The sequence below is a fragment of the Brumimicrobium mesophilum genome, from assembly GCF_003025005.1.
Taxonomy (GTDB): Bacteria; Bacteroidota; Bacteroidia; order Flavobacteriales_D; family Crocinitomicaceae; genus Brumimicrobium; species Brumimicrobium mesophilum.
Genome location: NZ_PVSS01000001.1, coordinates 273,943 through 291,559, shown reverse-complemented (window position 1 = coordinate 291,559; position 17,617 = coordinate 273,943). Strand labels below are relative to the sequence as shown.

General features: G+C 34.5%; 11 protein-coding genes and 1 tRNA gene. 6 read left to right on the top strand and 6 right to left on the bottom strand.

What is annotated here, in order from left to right:
• Window positions 1-3 precede the first annotated feature (3 nt).
• Window positions 4-3,033, top strand: coding sequence for an Eco57I restriction-modification methylase domain-containing protein (locus tag C6368_RS01270; RefSeq protein WP_107037355.1), 3,030 nt, complete (start codon window positions 4-6; stop codon window positions 3,031-3,033).
• 63 nt (window positions 3,034-3,096) lie between these two features.
• Window positions 3,097-3,978 carry an Abi family protein gene (locus C6368_RS01265; RefSeq protein ID WP_107037354.1) on the top strand — a complete coding sequence of 294 codons (882 nt, stop codon included), beginning with the start codon at window positions 3,097-3,099 and terminating at the stop codon, window positions 3,976-3,978.
• A 267-nt stretch (window positions 3,979-4,245) separates the two neighbouring features.
• Here C6368_RS01265 and C6368_RS01260 read toward each other — a convergent pair whose 3' ends face one another.
• The 6 genes from C6368_RS01260 to C6368_RS01235 all read right to left on the bottom strand — a co-directional run bounded on the left by C6368_RS01260 (window position 4,246) and on the right by C6368_RS01235 (window position 12,518).
• Complete coding sequence (locus C6368_RS01260) at window positions 4,246-5,688, bottom strand: TolC family protein (protein WP_107037353.1); 1,443 nt, start codon at window positions 5,686-5,688, stop codon at window positions 4,246-4,248.
• Window positions 5,688-8,897 (bottom strand): efflux RND transporter permease subunit, encoded by a 3,210-nt coding sequence (locus C6368_RS01255; RefSeq protein WP_107037352.1) that lies wholly within the window; start codon window positions 8,895-8,897, stop codon window positions 5,688-5,690. Before C6368_RS01255 ends, C6368_RS01260 begins: the two co-directional genes overlap by 1 nt.
• Window positions 8,898-8,918: 21 nt before the next feature.
• On the bottom strand, window positions 8,919-10,004 hold the full coding sequence (locus C6368_RS01250) for an efflux RND transporter periplasmic adaptor subunit (protein ID WP_107037351.1): 1,086 nt from the start codon (window positions 10,002-10,004) through the stop codon (window positions 8,919-8,921).
• A gap of 194 nt (window positions 10,005-10,198) precedes the next feature.
• Window positions 10,199-10,555, bottom strand: a complete 357-nt coding sequence (locus C6368_RS01245) for a hypothetical protein (protein WP_107037350.1) — start codon at window positions 10,553-10,555, stop codon at window positions 10,199-10,201.
• 344 nt (window positions 10,556-10,899) lie between these two features.
• Window positions 10,900-10,973 (bottom strand) — tRNA-Ile (locus C6368_RS01240).
• A gap of 345 nt (window positions 10,974-11,318) precedes the next feature.
• Entirely contained in the window at window positions 11,319-12,518 is a 1,200-nt protein-coding gene (locus C6368_RS01235; RefSeq protein WP_107037349.1) for an acyl-CoA dehydrogenase family protein, read from the bottom strand.
• Window positions 12,519-12,682: 164 nt separating this feature from the next.
• On the opposite strand from C6368_RS01235, the gene C6368_RS01230 reads away from it, so the two are divergent.
• The 4 genes from C6368_RS01230 (at window position 12,683) to C6368_RS01215 (ending at window position 17,607) form a co-directional block, all read left to right on the top strand.
• Window positions 12,683-13,327, top strand: coding sequence for a DUF4271 domain-containing protein (locus tag C6368_RS01230; RefSeq protein ID WP_159038356.1), 645 nt, complete (start codon window positions 12,683-12,685; stop codon window positions 13,325-13,327).
• Between the two features lie 37 nt (window positions 13,328-13,364).
• Window positions 13,365-14,117, top strand: coding sequence for a uroporphyrinogen-III synthase (locus tag C6368_RS01225; protein ID WP_107037347.1), 753 nt, complete (start codon window positions 13,365-13,367; stop codon window positions 14,115-14,117).
• Between the two features lie 248 nt (window positions 14,118-14,365).
• Window positions 14,366-16,897, top strand: coding sequence for a transglycosylase domain-containing protein (locus tag C6368_RS01220; RefSeq protein ID WP_107037346.1), 2,532 nt, complete (start codon window positions 14,366-14,368; stop codon window positions 16,895-16,897).
• A gap of 11 nt (window positions 16,898-16,908) precedes the next feature.
• Window positions 16,909-17,607 (top strand): CoA transferase subunit A, encoded by a 699-nt coding sequence (locus C6368_RS01215; RefSeq protein WP_107037345.1) that lies wholly within the window; start codon window positions 16,909-16,911, stop codon window positions 17,605-17,607.
• Window positions 17,608-17,617: the final 10 nt, after the last annotated feature.

Genomic DNA, 17,617 nt, shown 5'->3' with positions numbered 1-17,617 from the left:
AACATGCCATTATTTCAAAATACAGTAATTACAAAACATTTAAAGTCTCAAAACCAGGAGTGGATTAATATCAAATGGGAGCTATTTAAATCCTATTTCCATAATCCTGAAATTCAAGAGAACATCAGGAGTAGTAAAGAAGAACAGTTTCAAGAAGGATTTTTAAGGGAATTGTTCGTGAATATTTTTGATTATACTTTAAATCCTCAACCGAATTTTAACCTGACCACAGAACAAAAAAACGTAAAGGACAGTAAAAAAGCCGATGGAGCTATTCTCGTAAATGATGAAGTGAAAGCTGTCATCGAGTTAAAAGGAACAAATACTACTGATTTAAGTAAGATTGAGATTCAAGCTTTTGGTTATAAAAACAATCAACCGAAATGTACGTATGTAATCACTTCGAATTTTGAAAAACTAAGGTTTTACATCGATAATGCCATAGAACATATCGAGTTTAATTTGTTTACACTCAATAAAGAGGAGTTTGATTTGATGGTTTTATGTTTGGCTTACGAAAATATCAAAAAGGATATTCCTTCTAAAATTAAAAAGGATTCGTTAAGCCAAGAAGATGTGATTACCAAAGAACTTTATAAAGATTACTCTCTTTTTAAAAAGGAATTATATCAGAATTTAGTTAAACTCAATCCGCAGTTTGATAAGTTAACCTTGTTCAAACAATCTCAAACTTTACTCGATCGATTTTTGTTTTTGTTCTTTGCCGAAGACAGACATTTGTTGCCTCCGAATTCTGTGAGACTGGTTTTAAGCCAATGGAAAAAACTCCAAGACCTTGATGCATATTCTCCTCTTTTTGATCGCTATAAAAAATACTTTGGGTATTTAAATACAGGTTTTAAAGGTAAAAACTATGATGTTTTTGCTTATAATGGCGGATTGTTTAAGCCGAATGAAGTATTAGATGCTGTACAAATCGATGATGAGTTATTGTACAAACACACGCTAAAACTTTCGGAATATGACTTTGATAGCGAAGTTGACGTAAATATTTTAGGCCATATTTTTGAAAATTCCTTAAACGAAATCGATGAAGTAAAAGCAGAAATTGAAGGGAAGGAAGTAGACAAAGGAAATACGAAAAGAAAGAAAGACGGTGTTTTCTATACGCCGAAATACATCACAAAATACATTGTCGAAAACACAGTAGGAAAATTGTGTAATGAAAAGAAAGTTGAGCTTGAAATTCATGAAGACGATTACGCTACCGACAAAAAGAGACAGAAGAAAACCACTAAAATATTATTGGATAAATTAACCAATTATAGAGATTGGTTAATTCAATTAACGATTTGTGATCCTGCTTGTGGTTCTGGAGCTTTCTTAAACCAAGCGTTAGATTTTCTAATTTTGGAACACGGTTACATCGACGAATTACAAGCCAAATTGTTTGGTGATGCGATGGTATTGAGTGACGTAGAAAAAAGCATCCTAGAAAACAATCTTTTTGGAGTAGATTTAAACGAAGAAAGTGTTGAAATAGCCAAACTCTCTTTGTGGTTAAGAACAGCAGTTCCCAATAGAAAACTCAACGATTTAAGTAACAACATTAAATGCGGAAACAGTTTAATTGATGATCCAGAAGTTGCAGGCGAAAAAGCTTTTAATTGGGAGAAGGAATTTCCGCATATTTTCGATAAAGGTGGTTTTGATGTGGTGATTGGGAATCCGCCTTATGGGGCAAAACTTGATGATGAAACCATCAGGTTTTATAGAGCTAATTATGATTCAGTAATTGGACATTCAGAAGTGTATTATATCTTTTCAGAAAAGGCAATTAAAACATTATGTAAGAAACAAGGGATTATTGGATATATAATACCGAATGCTTGGTTGTCAAATAAATACGCTAGAAAACTAAGAGAGATACTTCTAACAGAAACTTCTATTAATAATCTTATTAATTTCAATAGAAAAATAATTTTCGAAGATGCTAATGTTGAAACTTCTATTTTTATTTTAAGAAATAATATTCCTCAAATTTCAAATGAGGTACAAGTTGGACAAGATCTGGATATTCAATATAGTTTCAATCAAAATGAATGGTTAGAGAATGACAATTTTTTAATCTCTTTTGCTTCAAATCATAAAATTGACACAATTTTAAAAAAGATCAACTCTGCGGAATATAAATTATTTCAAAAACTAGATATTTCAAATGGTTTTAAACCCTATCAAGCCAAATATGGAATCAATTTGGATGGTTTACCTCTTACTTCTGATGATGTTAAAAATAGAATTTACCATTCCGACACTTTAGTTGATAATAGTTATAAAAAAGAAATTAAAGGGAAAGGTGTGAAAAGGTATAGTTTCCAATGGGAGGAGAGCTACATAAAATGGGGGAAATGGTTGATGTCTTCTAAAAGTGAACATTATTTTGAAAAACCTAAAATACTTTTGCGCCAAGTTATAAGCGATTATCTATTTGCCTACTTAGATAATGAAAAATATTATGCAGATCAGTCCTTGTATGTTTGCACAAACTTTGAGGGTGAAAATGAAAGTTTAGAATATTATACTGCACTTTTAAATAGTAAATTGTATGGTTTTTATTTCAGAAAATACTATTCGGAAGAAGACGATTTATTCCCTAAAATAAAAGTAAACGAATTGAAAAATTTACCTATTAAAAATGCAAATTTAGAATTCACAAATCAGTTGTCAAGCTATTCTATAACCATTAATAATTTGATAAGAGATTTTCAGGATTTTTCTCAAAAATTCCACCGCACGCTCCAGCGGGAATTTGTAGAAATAGACAAACTCACTAAAAAGTTAGAGAGTTGGTATGAACTTACTTATGCAGATTTTTTAAAGGAATTGAAAAAGAAAAAAGTGGTTTTGTCTTTGGGTCAAAAAGCAGAGTGGGAAGATTACTTTATCGCAGAGCAAGAAAAAGCTTTGGCGTTAAAAGCACAGATAGATCAAACGGATAAGGAGATAGACCAGATGGTTTATGAACTTTATGAATTGACGGAAGAGGAGATAAAGATTGTTGAGGAGAGTTAGGGGATTTGGTTGAATTAGGAAATCGGAAAACGTTCGATTGCATTTGGAATTAAAAGTATAAATATGGGAGGCATTGCAATATCAATAGACAAACAAATTAAATTACTCAGAGAAAGAGGAATGAATTTTGAAGGTTTTGAAAATAAAAAAATAAAGGAAATCCTACTTGATATTGGTTATTACCGACTCGGTTTTTATTGGTTTGACTTAAAGAAAAATGATGGTTCAAACAACTTTGAAGAAGGAACAAATTTTAAAACAATAATTGATTTATATTATCTTGATAACGATATTCGATATATTCTAATTAAATACCTCAATCGGATTGAAATTAATTTTAGAACCAATTTAGTTTATTTCATGTCGATGAAGTATAAAGATGACCCTATTTGGTTTGTGAATAAGGATGCAATGGCTGAAGTTTTTATTGAAAAATTTCCTAGACACTATAATAATGATTTTATTCAAAAACACTATGTAATCAAGAACCACCATAAGAAATATCCAGAATGTAAATATGCACCTTCATGGAAAACTTTAGAGAATTTTCCTTTCGGATCTATTTTTAAAATTTATGAATGTGCAAAAGACGAAAGTATCAAATTGAGAATTTCAGAAAATCTAGGTATTAAACCATTTCAAAAATTTGAGCAAGTTTTTAAAGGTTTAGTGCATATTAGGAATAGATGCGCACATGGAGCAATTTTATATAATTTCTATTTACCTAAGAGTCTACCAACTATTCCATTGATCGAGTACAAAGATGATAAGAGAAACAATCTAAGAGTAGTTGTTCAGGTAGTTGCTTATGTGCTAAGTCATATTTCAGAAAACAGGAAAAACGATTTTTTTAATGAAATAAATGGCTGTCTTTCCAAATTTAAACACAGCTCTCCAAAGGCCTACGGTATTTATTATGATCAGTCCCAATTAGATTTGTTCTAGAGTTCTTTACACTAAAAAAAAAACGCCCTTTTGCGACGGTTAACAACCTTTAACGACGGATTAAACCGAATAAAAGCAAAAGTTTAAAAAAAAGTATTATATTTGCACACCATAGTGCCTTTATATACTTGATATATAGGTGCACTCTAAAAAAAGAATTAAAAAGGCTTACATGGAAACATGTGAGCCTTTTCTCTTTTAGCCAATCAAAAAAGGACTTCACAATTACGTAAAGTCCTTTCTTTAACAATTTACACGGAACATCCTTTAATTCCACCCTCCACCAAGTGCCACATAGGTATTCACCATAGCATTTAGTTGTGCTTTTTTGATTTCGATTAATTCAAATTGAGCATCTATTGTTTCTTCTTGGGTCAATAGAATTTCTAAATAATCAGCTCTTGCAGATTTAAAAAGGGTATTAGAAATTTTAATTGATTCATTTAATGCATCAACTTCCTTGGCTTTGAATTCGTATGATTTATTTAAGTTTTCAATTTTAGATAGTTGATTCCTTACTTCAATATAAGCGGTAAGAATCGTTTTCTCATATTCATAAATCGATTGAAGTTGTCTGGCATTTGCACTGTAATATTGTGCTTTAATTCCTGCTCGATTGATCAATGGAGCGACTAAATCACCAGCCAATGAAAATAATATGGATTCAGGATTTTTGACGATAAAAGTCGGGTCAAAAGCTTGTAAACCTATTCCAGCCGATAAACCTAGTGAAGGATAAAACTGTGCTTTTGCAATTTTCACATCCAATTTGTTTGATGCAAGTTCTAGCTCAGCTTGTTTAATATCCATTCTATTGTCTAACAATTGAGAGGGTAGTCCGTCACTAATCACTCTTGTAATAGAATCGTTGAATGTACTCGCATTTCTTAAAACAGGTTGTGGGAATCTTCCAACTAAAAAATTAATTTTATTCTCTGTTTCAACTATACTTTGTTCAATTTCGAATCTTAAACTTTGAGTGCTGTACAACTGTGCTTCAAACCTTCTTACGGCGAGTTCTGTAACTTTAGCTGATTCTTTTTGTTGTTTCACAATTCTCAACGCATTGGTTTGTAAATCGATGTTTTGATTCACTCGAATTAACTGTTTATCCAACGCCAATAACTCATAGTATTCACTGGCTATTTCAGAGACAAGATGAGTTACTATGAAATTCTTACCAGAAACACTCGAAAGATACCTCGAAACAGCTGCTTTCTTTCCATTTCTTAATTTCTTCCAAATATCGACTTCCCATTCTGCACGAACTCCTACAACGTAATCTTGTAATGGTTCGGGAAATTCCTTTCCGGGAATAATATCTGTAGTTGCTTCAACTGCACCGTCTCTTGTATAACGACTTACTTTGTCTACACCCGCGCCAACATACCCTGACACTGTAGGGAGGTATTCTCCCTTTTTAGCGCCAATTTCATACTTAGAAATTTCAATTTCTTGAAGGATGATATTGAGTTCTTGATTGTTGCGTAATGCAGTGTCAATTAAATTTATCAATTGTGCATCAGTGAAGAATTCTTTCCATTTTAATGAAGCAGAATTTAAGGTGTCTTTTGAATTTTGTTCGGTTGACGTAAATCCTTCGGGTACAGTTTTGTTTTCCTCTCTCTTCACGAGCTGAAGACTTTTACAAGAAGTCAATGACAGCGATGCGAAGAGAAAAATGCTTATATATTTCGTTTTTTTCAACATTAGTTCTGGTTTTTATTTTTATCGTCGGTAGGAATTTCTTTTGGGTTTTCTTCGAAGTAAAGTTCTTCGGATAATGGAGCATCTTTCTCATTTTTTAGAAGTTGACGTCCTTCACTCATTCTACCGAAAATGTAGTATAAGCCAGGAATAATAATTACCCCGAATATAGTTCCAAAAATCATTCCTCCCAATGCTGATCCACCAATGGTTTTATTACCAATTGCACCTGCTCCATGGGCCATTACCAAAGGAATTAATCCTGCGATAAAGGCAAAAGAAGTCATTAAAATTGGTCTAAAACGAACCCTAGCACCTTCGATAGCTGCTTCTAAAATAGTAGCTCCCTGTTCATGCTTCATTACCGCAAATTCGACAATAAGGACGGCGTTTTTACCCAGTAGTCCTACCAACATAATCAGTCCAACTTGAGCATAAACGTCGTTGGCTAATCCCATCATTTTTAACAACAAGAAAGAACCGAAAATCCCGACAGGTAAAGAGAAAATGATTGCAAGAGGCAATAAGAAACTCTCATATTGTGCCGCAAGAACCAAGTAAACGAAGATGAGAACGACGATGAAAACATATAATGCTTCATTTCTACGTGATGCTTCATCGTAAGAAAGTCCTTCCCAAGCGATGTCATATCCTTTGGGCAATGTTTCTGCCGCTACTTCTTTTATGGCTTCAATTGCATCTCCTGAAGTGTAGCCTTTCGCGGGAAGTCCTCTAATAGCAGCTGAATTATACAAGTTGTACCTTGTGACCTCATTTGGACCTTGTTTTTTCTCTAAAGTCATAAATGATGAATAAGGAACCATTTCTCCTTCTTCATTTTTTACGAATAACTTTAATAAATCTGAAGGATATCTTCTGTATTCTGGAGCTGCTTGGGTGTAAACTTTATAGAATTGTCCAAAACGAATGAACCCTTGTTCATAAGTACTTCCAATCAAAATGTTTAAGTTTTCCATCGCTTTATCTATGGAAACACCTTTCTGCATTGCCGCTTTATTGTCAATTTTAATTTCATATTGCGGATAGTTAGCTGCGAAAAAAGTGAAGATTCCTGAAAGTTCTTTTCGCTCTTTTAATTTGTCCAAGAATTCATTATTTATTTTTTCAAATTCAGCATATTCTGTCGCGTTATTTTTATCAATTAATCGCATTGCAAAACCTCCAGATGAACCAAATCCTGGAACAGCAGGAGGTTCAAAGAATTCGACAATACCGTCTCCGATTTCTTTAGACTTTTCTTCTAATTCTTCCATGATTTCATGAACGGTGTGTTCACGTTCCGACCAGGGTTTAAGGTTAATTAAACATGTTCCTGCATTAGAACCACGTCCTTCAGTCATGATTTCGTAACCTGCCAAGGAAGAAACAGTTTCAATCCCTTCGGTTTCCTCACATATCTTCTGCAATTGCATGGCCACTTGATTCGTTCTTTCTAGCGTGGCTCCAGGTGGTGTTTGAATGATAGCGTAAATTGTTCCTTGGTCTTCATTAGGAATAAATCCAGATGGTAAGACAGTGTTTACACCAAAAATTCCAAATCCAAAGAGCATTAGGATTCCGATAGTGATGAATCTTCTGTTTACAATTATGTTCAATAAACTCACATATCTTCCTGTTAACTTGTCGAATCTTCTGTTGAACCAATCAACGAATTTATTGACAGGAGATCTTCTTCTTTCCTTTCCATGATCATTTTTCAAAAGCATGGCACAAAGCACGGGTGTTAAGGTAAGCGCAACGACTGCCGAAAGAATGATAGAACTCACCATGGTGATGGAGAATTGACGATAGAAAACACCAACAGGTCCAGATATAAAGGCTATAGGTAAGAATACGGAGACCATCACAAGGGTGATTGCTATAATGGCACCTCCAATTTCTCCCATCACACTTTTTACTGCTTGATAGGGCGTTAAATCGGTCCCATGCATTTTTGCGTGAACAGCTTCCACCACAACAATGGCATCATCGACGACAATTCCTATGGCGAGTACCAAGGCAAATAATGTGACTAAATTGATGGATAATCCAAACAATTGAAGAACGAAGAATGCACCTATTAAGGAAACTGGGACAGCTAAAATTGGAATTAAAGTGGACCTCCAATCTCCTAAGAAGAGGAATACAACCAGGGCAACCAAAATGAAAGCATCTCTTAATGTATGGGTTACTTGTTCGATGGAGGCATCTAGGAATTTTGAAACGTCATAACTAATTTTGTAGTCCATTCCTTCAGGGAAGTCTGCCTTCATGACTTCTAATTCTTCTTTTACTTTTTCGATAACCTCGCTGGCATTACTACCCATGGATTGTTTGAGGACAATTGCTGCAGAAGGGTAGCCATCCAAATTGGAATAAATATCCATGAATTCTGTACCCAACTCTACGTTGGCAACATCACTTAAGTGAATGATCTCACCTTCTTCATTTGCTTTTACAATGATATCGCCATATTGTTCTGGCGTACTGTATCTTCCTTGATAAGTCAATACATATTCCAAGGATTGTGCTGCTTGTCCAGAACTTCTACCTAGTCTACCTGGTCGACCAATAATACTTTGGTCTTCCATTACTTCTAATACTTCTTCAGCTGAAATATTGTACGCTCTTAATCTATCAGGTTTTAGCCAAACACGCATTGCATATTGACGACTTCCCAGTATACTCGCACGAACAATTCCTTTTACCCTTTTGATTTCGGGAATCATTTTTACATTGGCGTAATTGTAGAGGAATTTTTGATCCGCTTCTTTGTCTTTACTGTATAGGTTGACATACATCAACATACTGGGTTGAATTGGCGTAATTACAACTCCTTCCCTTTGAACCAGAGGAGGGAGTAAAGGCATTACTTGATCGACTCGCGTTTTTACCCGAACCACCGCTTGATTTGGATCTGTTCCAGGTTCAAATATTATTCTTATGGTTGCCTCTCCTGCACTTGTTGCATCAGAAGCGATATATCTCATTCCTTCAACCCCGTTTATGGATTGTTCTAGTGGAATTAATGTCGATTTTACCAGTGCATCTGCACTAGCTCCAGGGTAGGCAACGAAGATGTTGACTGTTGTAGGGGAAATTTGAGGGAATTGGGAAATAGGCAATTGCTTTATCGCCAAAGTCCCTGTGAATACGATGACTATTGATATGACAATAGCCAATACTGGTCTTTGAATTATTTTTTTGAGCATTATTTCTAATTTTTAATAAGATTATTCAGCGTATAAATTCAAATTGGAAATCACTTCGGGTGGGGCAATTTTCTTATATGAAATTTTATCTCCACCTTTAATTGTTCTTAATCCATCGATTAAAATTTTGTCATCCTTGGTTAAACCAGATTTTACAATATAAATATGTGCCAATTCTTTTTCAATAGTGATGCTTTTAGATCTCACAACATTGTCATCACCAACAACATATACATATTTCTTGTCGAGAATTTCGAAAGTTGCCTTCTGAGGAATAATCAGTGCATCTTTAAAATCTGTAGGGATTAATATGTTTCCTGTTTCTCCATGTCTAAGCAATCCTTCTGGGTTAGGGAAAGTTGCTCTGAAAGCAATGTTTCCAGTTTCATTATTGAAGTCGGCCTCTATAGTTTCTATCTCACCCTGATGATTGAAAATTTTATTGTTGGCCATTTGAAGATGAACTTTCTGTAAATTGTTCTTGTCAATTTTTGTTGAATAATTCAAGTATTCAGCTTCCGAAACATTGAAATAAACCCAAACTTTTGAGTTGTCTGAAAGTTCAGTAAGTAATTCTCCTTCATCTAATAAACTTCCTTGTCTAACGTTAAATCGTCCCATCATTCCTGTAAAGGGTGCACGAATTTCGGTAAACCCAAGGTGAACATTTGCAAGCTCAAGTTCTGCTAGGGCTTGGTCATATGTTGCTTTAGCTAAAGCCAGTTCATTTTGAGAAACAATGTTACTGTCGGCTAATGCTTTTGTGTTTAAGTATTCAATTTTAGCAAATTGTGCTTCAGCTTCTGCCTTTTTAGCCTCTGCTTTATAGAGTTTTGGCATAATTTGAAACATCAATTGACCTTTTTTGATGTATTGACCTTCGTCAACATAAATGTCTTTTAGATAACCTTTTTCGAGTGCTCGAAGTTCAATATGTTGAATTGAACGAATTTGACAAACATATTCTTGTAGGGTCGTGGTGTCTTTTACCAATGGAGAAGTCACCGAGTAAGTCGTGTGTTCAGTTTTCTTTTCGTGACTTTCAGAATTACAGCTTGTTGTAAATAACGCTGCAATCAAACTTAAATGAATAAGTGATTTTTTCATTACAATAATGAGTTTTGTGATTTTGGTCTAATAAACCTAAAATCAAGTAAATAAAATTTGAATAAATAGTAAACGGTGTGATTTCGTACAGGTGAACTGATTCACTAGCTTGCACTAAACCAAATTGGTAGATATAAGAAACTGTATCTAAAGATTTCTTTAAATAGACCAATTATTAAAAAGAGGGGAGTATTCTATATCCTGAAAGTTTCCAAAAGAATATGTTTGGAAACAGATGGAATAATGAATTTTGAAAAGTAGGTGGAGTCAAACTTATCGACATTTTTAGGGAAAGAACTAAAGTTTACTGCTGTAGACTTTGTAAAAATGATAAATTTCTTGAATTTTTCATTTTTTTCCTGAAAATCAACTCCTAAATTATGATGAACGTATTTGTGATAAGGCGAGAATGAAGCGTCAAGTTTATTTGAATTAGAATCCAATTGCAAGTTAGTATCCACTTGATTAACAAGTTGATTTTTTGAATATTCAGAAACACCTGAACTGATTACAAAAAATAATGCAAATATGTATCCTAAAAAAAGTTTCACCTTATCTACTGATATTTGATCAGTTACAAATGTCGGAATAGAATTAATTAATCCAACTTATTTGGATATTTTATCAGAAAATTAACAAAAATGAATTTTATTCGGCTGAGGTGAAAGTGGAATAGTAGAGTTGCGCTGCTCGCTTTAGATTTCATCTCGTTCGCGGCTTTATTTAAAAAAAAAGACCTTACAATTAAGTAAAGTCTTCTTTTTAAACTTTGGTCCCACCTGGGTTTACCTCGACTCCTTTAGTCGCTCAGAATAAACTTCTCGCCCAGAAACATTAGCGCAAAAAAAAAGAGTGAACGCCTTCGCACTCACTCTCTTCTCTCAATTCTGTTTTGTGGTCCCACCTGGGCTCGAACCAGGGACTTTCTGATTATGAGTCAGATACTCTAACCAACTGAGTTATAGGACCGGTATTTCTACCTAAAAGCCATGAGATTACCTCAAAGCGATTGCAAAAATAGTATTATACTTTATTAATTGCAATAATAAATGAAAAATTTGTTTTTTAAATTTAGTTGGGACTTTCACCTGCTGTAAATATGAAGTAAAAAAAGGTCTTTTTCACTCAATGTATACCAAAAAAAAAGAGTGAAACAATTGTTCCACTCCTTGGGTTTAAATATTATCTGAAACTTTGATGAGAAATCGTTAAAAGCAAGGCTTGTGAAGTTTAAAATTGTCAGGAGTTTATTTTCATAAATGACTATAATTTTAAACAAGCATAACGAAGATTTTATCGTTTTCTATCAAAGTATTATTTTTTGTTTGGCATCTCGCGAGTAAACGCTGGAATTCCAGTAACATCCATTCCTGTAATCAACAAGTGAATATCATGGGTTCCTTCATAGGTTACCACTGATTCAAGATTGGCCATGTGACGCATCATTGAGTATTCAGAAGTAATTCCCATTCCACCGTGCATTTGTCTTGCTTCTCTTGCGATGTTCAATGCGATTTCAACATTGTTACGTTTAGCCATTGAAATTTGTGCAGAAGTTGCTTTTCCTTCATTTCTTAGCTGACCCAAACGGAAAGTTAACAATTGGGCTTTGGTGATTTCTGTAATCATTTCAGCCAATTTCTTTTGCATCAATTGGAAAGCACCGATTGGAACATTAAATTGAGTTCTTTCTTTTGAGTAACGCAAAGCTTGATCATAACAATCCATTGCAGCACCTAAAGCACCCCAAGCTATTCCAAATCGAGCAGAATCTAAACATGATAACGGAGCTCCAAGTCCACTTCTTCCTGGAAGTAAGTTGTCCTTGGGAACCTTCACATTATCGAAAATTAATTCTCCCGTTGAAGAAGCTCTTAATGATAGTTTTCCATGCATTTCTGGTGTAGAAAATCCTTCCATTCCTCTTTCTACAAGAAGCCCGTGAATTCTTCCAGATTCGTCTTTTGCCCAAACAACAGCAACATCAGCGAAAGGTGCATTTGAAATCCACATCTTTGCTCCATTTAGCAAGTAGTGGTCTCCCATGTCCTTGAAGTTGGTTGTCATTCCTCCGGGATCTGACCCATGGTCTGGTTCAGTTAAACCAAAACAACCCATCATTTCTCCAGAAGCTAACTTAGGTAGAAATTTCTGTTTGTGTTCTTCTGATCCGTATTTCCAGATTGGGTACATAACCAAAGAACTTTGAACAGATGCTGTAGATCTTAATCCACTGTCACAACGCTCTAACTCTTGCATGATTAAACCGTATGAAATTTGGTCTAATCCTGGCCCTCCGTATTCTTCTGGTATGTATGGTCCAAATGCTCCGATTTCTCCTAATCCACTTAAAATATGCATTGGGAAAGTAGCATTCTCGTAATGTTCATCAATAATTGGAGACATTTCTTTCTTAACCCAGTCTCTGGCAGTGTCACGAATTAATTTTTGTTCATCGGATAATAAATCATCCATTCCATAATAATCGGGGTGCGTATATAAATCTGACTTCATTTTTTGCTTTTTAATTCGACGTAAATTTAGCTAAATTTTCTTGTTTTTTCAATGAATAAAGTGAACAGAAAGCTATCATCTTGTATATTTGTATTTTTGTGAGCATAAAGTATATCAATTCAGTTAAATTTTAAAAATCAGATATAGTAGTTTTAATGGAAGAAATGGAGCTGACATTGCGAGAAGAATTGTTTCCAAACTGGATAGTTTATGTATTGCTCATGACCATTGTCTTGCTATCAGTATTGAAATCTCAAAAGGAATTGGTTTTTTCTAACATTAAAACCACTTTTGTTAAACCCCCGTCATCACTTCCTGAGGCCAAAGAAAGTTTGAGTTTTAACAGTATAATTAATTTTTTGATGCTGCTTAACTATTTTGTTGTAGGTGGGATAGCGATTTATATGCTGCTGGTCTATTATGAAAAATCTGACTATTGGATGGTTGTTTTACCAGCGGCAATCTATCTTTTTCAAATGTTAAGTTTATTATTAGTTATTGGCCTGAGTGGAGAATTCAAAAAAGTGCGTGAGAATATTTTATTGTTGAATTTCTCGACACACATTCTAGGAATTATTTTAATACCGATTTTATTGATTTGGTTATTGAATCCTCATTTGTCTGAATACATGGTCATCACTCTCTTTTCAGCATTTTTATTGATATATTTTATAAGATTATTAAGAGGAATGTTTTTGGCTATTCGAAATAAAGTATTGTGGTACTATATAATTTTGTACCTTTGCGGCTTGGAAATCTGGCCTATAGTAGTAGGATATATGCTTCTAAGGCTTGATTTCATTGGATAATTCGTATTGTATTTAAGAACTAAAGTACTGCTAAATTTTGAGTATTCGAACCATTTTAGTATCGCAACCAGAACCGGAAACCAACAAAAATCCGTATCTCTCTCTTGCTGAGTCTCATAAACTTCAAGTTGATTTCAGACCTTTTATTCATGTAGAAGGAGTTGATAAAGCTGAGTTTAGGAATCAAAAAGTGAACTTTTCTGATCATTCCGCTGTAATTTTGACTTCAAAAACAGCAGTTGATCATTATTTTCGTATGGCTGAGGAGTGCCGATTTGAGGTTCCTGCTTCAATGAAATATTTTTGTATATCAGAAGCTGTTGCATATTATTTACAGAAGTATGTTACCTATAGAAAAAGAAAGATTTTTCATGGGAAGCAAACTATTGAAGACTTAATGGATTCAATAAAAAAACATAAAAAGGAAAAATATTTGTTGCCATGTTCAGATATTTTGAGGGACAGTATACCGATGGCTTTAGATAAAGATAAAATCAATTACTCTAAAGTTGTTTTATACCGTACTGTAGCTTCAGATTTGTCTGACTTAGAAAGTGTACAATATGATGTTTTAGTATTTTTCTCTCCTTCAGGAATAGAATCTTTGTTGAAGAATTTCCCTGATTTTAAGCAAAATAATACATTGATTGCTGCATTTGGACCAACAACGGCTAAAGCAGTAGTGGATAATAACTTAAGGTTAGATATTAACGCACCACAACCGCAATTACCTTCTATGTCAATGGCCATTGAGCATTTTATAAAAGATAATAAAAAGAAGAAAAAGTAACTTCTAAACTATTTAAGAATTCGTCTCGTGAAAATGAGGCGATTTTTTTGGTTAAAATCATAGGGTTGAAAATTTAAATGTTTTTCTTCATGTGATGAGGCCGCTAAATCGACAATCGTAACACATCAGTGTTAATGAGTTCGCAATATAGGAATGCCTTTTTCTTTACATAAAAAATTATAATTCTATCTTTAACTCTAATCCATTGTCGCAATTATGATTAAATTTACCTTTCATAAAGATTTCTAATGTCAAAAAAAGTAGCAAAAGCAAAAAAGGAGGATACTCACTTTAAGAAACCGGTAGCCAGAATTTTTATCATTTTATTGTGGATTGTTGGTCTGGTTCCATTCTTATTTATTCTTTATTTACGTTATGTTCAGACAGACAGCGAGTCTTTGCCTTCTGTTTCTATGCTTGAAAACCAAGAAGAATTATTGGCGACAACAATTTTCGCTGATGATGGAATGACGGAATTGGGGAAATATTGGACAATCAACAGAACAAGTGTGCCTTATAATGAAATTTCACCTTACGTAATTTCTGCATTAATTTCAACAGAGGATGAACGATTTGAAGATCATTCAGGTATTGACGCAAAGGCTGTTGGTCGTGCTTTAGCAAACATGGGTGAAGCTGGTGGTGCATCAACTATTACTCAACAATTAGCCAAACTAATCTTTACCTTAAAAGAACGAGACGAAAGAAGAGCTTCAAGAGCTGATGGCGATGGACCATCTGATGAAGAAAAACGTATTGCCAATATGAATGGTATTGAACGTAGACTTTACGAGAAAGTAAAAGAAAACGTTATTGCGCTTCGTCTTGAAAAAAGATATACCAAGAATGAAATCTTAACAATGTATTTAAATCAATTTGATTTTTTGCAAAATGCTGTCGGTATATCAAGCGCTGCAAGAGTTTATTTCAATAAAAGCGCTTCGGATTTGTCAAGAGAAGAAGCTGCTATACTGGTAGGGATGTGTAAAAATCCAGGACTTTACAATCCGTACAGTTTTACGGTTAAAGATTATTCAGACCGACTTTCAGCAAGGAATAACATTTCGAAAGATCAAGTTACTGAGGAAGCAATGGCCGAAGAAAGAGCTAGTGATTCTTTGCGCGCAATTAATAGAAGAAATACTGTACTTTTCAAATGGTACGAAAATTCGAAAAAAGAAAATGTTTCTTTAACGAGTACAATCACTAAAGAACAGTATGATAGTTTGAAAGCTTTACCAATAGTTACGAATTATCAGTCAGTTGATCATAAGGAAGGTTTAGCTCCTTACTTTAGAGAGTCTCTACGTGGAAAAATTGCTGATATTTTAAGCGAAAAACTAGACAATGGTAAGTTAAGATACACTAAGACAAATGGTGAAGGGTACAGTATTTATAATGATGGTTTAAAAATTTACACCACAATAAATGTTGATATCCAAAAGCATGCTGAAAATGCTTTGGTGAAGCATTTGAAGAAAAATATCCAAGAACCATTTACGAAAAATAACCACAGAACAGATAAGTATCCATTTGCATACAATATCAAAGATGAAAGCATAGCGTCCTTGATGAATAGTGCAAGAAAGCGCTCAATTCGTTTTAGAAGCATGAGAAAAAATGGTGCTTCAGTTAAAGAAGCGGTTGCAAGTTTTGATAAACCAGTTTCAATGAAAGTCTTTTCTTGGAATGGAGATATTGATACGGTAATGACACCAAATGATTCAATTCGTTATTATAAAAATATAATGAGAGCAGGTTTAGTTTCTATCGAACCACAAACTGGGTTTATTAAAGCCTGGGTTGGAGGTCCGGATATTAACCATTTTTCATATGACCATGTTGCACAAGGAAAACGTCAGGTTGGTTCGACAATCAAACCTTTTATTTATTCTGCCGGTATGCAATTTGGTGTAATCACACCCGCTGAAACAACACCTAATATTTCTTATTGTGTGGATGTGCAAACAGGATCTAGACCAGAAGACATGAAGCAATGGTGTCCTAAAAACTCAGGTAGTAAAATGCATGGAGAGCCTATTCCTTTTGAAAAAGGATTGGCAAATTCTATGAACAACATAACAGTTGCTGTGATGTCGAAAATGGGAGGAGTAGCAGGTCCGCGTGCAGTGGCAAAATTATTGAGTAATTTGAATATCAATTTAAGAGAGGAAGACGTGGTTCCAGCAATGTGCCTTGGGGTAATGGACTTGTCTTTATTAGAGATTGTAGGTGCGCAATCTGCTTTTGTTAACGGTGGTATTTTTACTGAACCAACTTCAATTATTAGGATAGAAGACAGGAATGGAAATGTGATTTTTGAACATCAACCTGTTTCTAGAGAGGCAATGTCTGAGGAATTAGCTTATGCAACTTTAAGTATGATGCAGAAAGTAGTTACTCAAGGAACAGGTGCCAGTTTGAGAGGAACTTGGAGAGGTGACTGGGGTGGTATTACACAACCAACTGCAGGTAAAACGGGAACTACTCAAAACAACTCTGATGGTTGGTTTATGGCATTAACACCCGATTTAGTAACAGGAGTATGGGTTGGAGCTGAGGATATGGCAGTTCGTTTCCGTTCTATGACATGGGGACAAGGTGCAAGATTGGCTTTGCCAATTTATGGTTATATGATGCAGGAAGTTTATAAGGATCCTAAAATTCATATCTCGCAAGGTGAGTTTGAAGTACCTTATGGTTATGCAAATTCGATGTATAATTCGAAAAGTAAATCTGGTACAGGTACCGATGATACACCCGACTTCATAAATTTTTAAAGAAAAGTAGTATGAGAAAAACAGTAGATAATGTTGAGAAAGCCTGTGAAGGTATAGAATCAGGAATGACTTTAATGTTAGGAGGATTTGGATTGTGTGGAATTCCCGAAAATTCGATTGCTGAACTTGTAAAGTCTGGAGTTAAAGATTTGACTTGTATTTCTAATAACGCAGGAGTTGATGATTTTGGATTAGGTTTATTGCTTCAAAAAAAACAAATTAAGAAGATGATTTCTTCTTATGTTGGAGAAAATGACGAATTCGAACGTCAAATGCTTTCTGGTGAACTGGAGGTTGATTTAATTCCTCAAGGTTCTTTAGCAGAACGTTGTCGCGCTGGTGGAGCTGGAATTCCAGCATTTTTTACACCAGCAGGTTTTGGAACTGAAGTTGCTGAAGGAAAGGAAGTACGTGATTTTAACGGAAAACCACATATTTTGGAAACTGCCCTTACTGCAGATTATGCAATTGTTAAAGCATGGAAAGGGGATACAGAGGGTAACTTGATTTATAAAGGAACAGCAAGAAACTTCAATCCAGTGATGGCAATGGCTGGGAAAATAACTATCGCAGAGGTAGAAGAATTAGTTGAAGCTGGAGAGTTGGATCCAAATGAAATTCACACTCCAGGAATCTTTGTTCAACGCATTTTCCAAGGAGATAAATTCGAGAAAAGAATTGAACAGTTAACGGTTAGGAAGAAGGTTTAATGACTTTCTT

Bases quoted from the DNA above. Each gene is read 5' to 3' on its own strand.
- C6368_RS01235 (WP_107037349.1), bottom strand. From the start codon at position 12,518: ATGAAGTCAGATTTATATACGCACCCCGATTATTATGGAATGGATGAT.
- C6368_RS01270 (WP_107037355.1), top strand. From the start codon at position 4: ATGCCATTATTTCAAAATACAGTAATTACAAAACATTTAAAGTCTCAA.
- C6368_RS01215 (WP_107037345.1), top strand. From the start codon at position 16,909: ATGAGAAAAACAGTAGATAATGTTGAGAAAGCCTGTGAAGGTATAGAA.
- C6368_RS01250 (WP_107037351.1), bottom strand. From the start codon at position 10,004: ATGAAAAAATCACTTATTCATTTAAGTTTGATTGCAGCGTTATTTACA.
- C6368_RS01255 (WP_107037352.1), bottom strand. From the start codon at position 8,897: ATGCTCAAAAAAATAATTCAAAGACCAGTATTGGCTATTGTCATATCA.
- C6368_RS01260 (WP_107037353.1), bottom strand. From the start codon at position 5,688: ATGTTGAAAAAAACGAAATATATAAGCATTTTTCTCTTCGCATCGCTG.
- C6368_RS01265 (WP_107037354.1), top strand. From the start codon at position 3,097: ATGGGAGGCATTGCAATATCAATAGACAAACAAATTAAATTACTCAGA.
- C6368_RS01230 (WP_159038356.1), top strand. From the start codon at position 12,683: ATGGAGCTGACATTGCGAGAAGAATTGTTTCCAAACTGGATAGTTTAT.
- C6368_RS01220 (WP_107037346.1), top strand. From the start codon at position 14,366: ATGTCAAAAAAAGTAGCAAAAGCAAAAAAGGAGGATACTCACTTTAAG.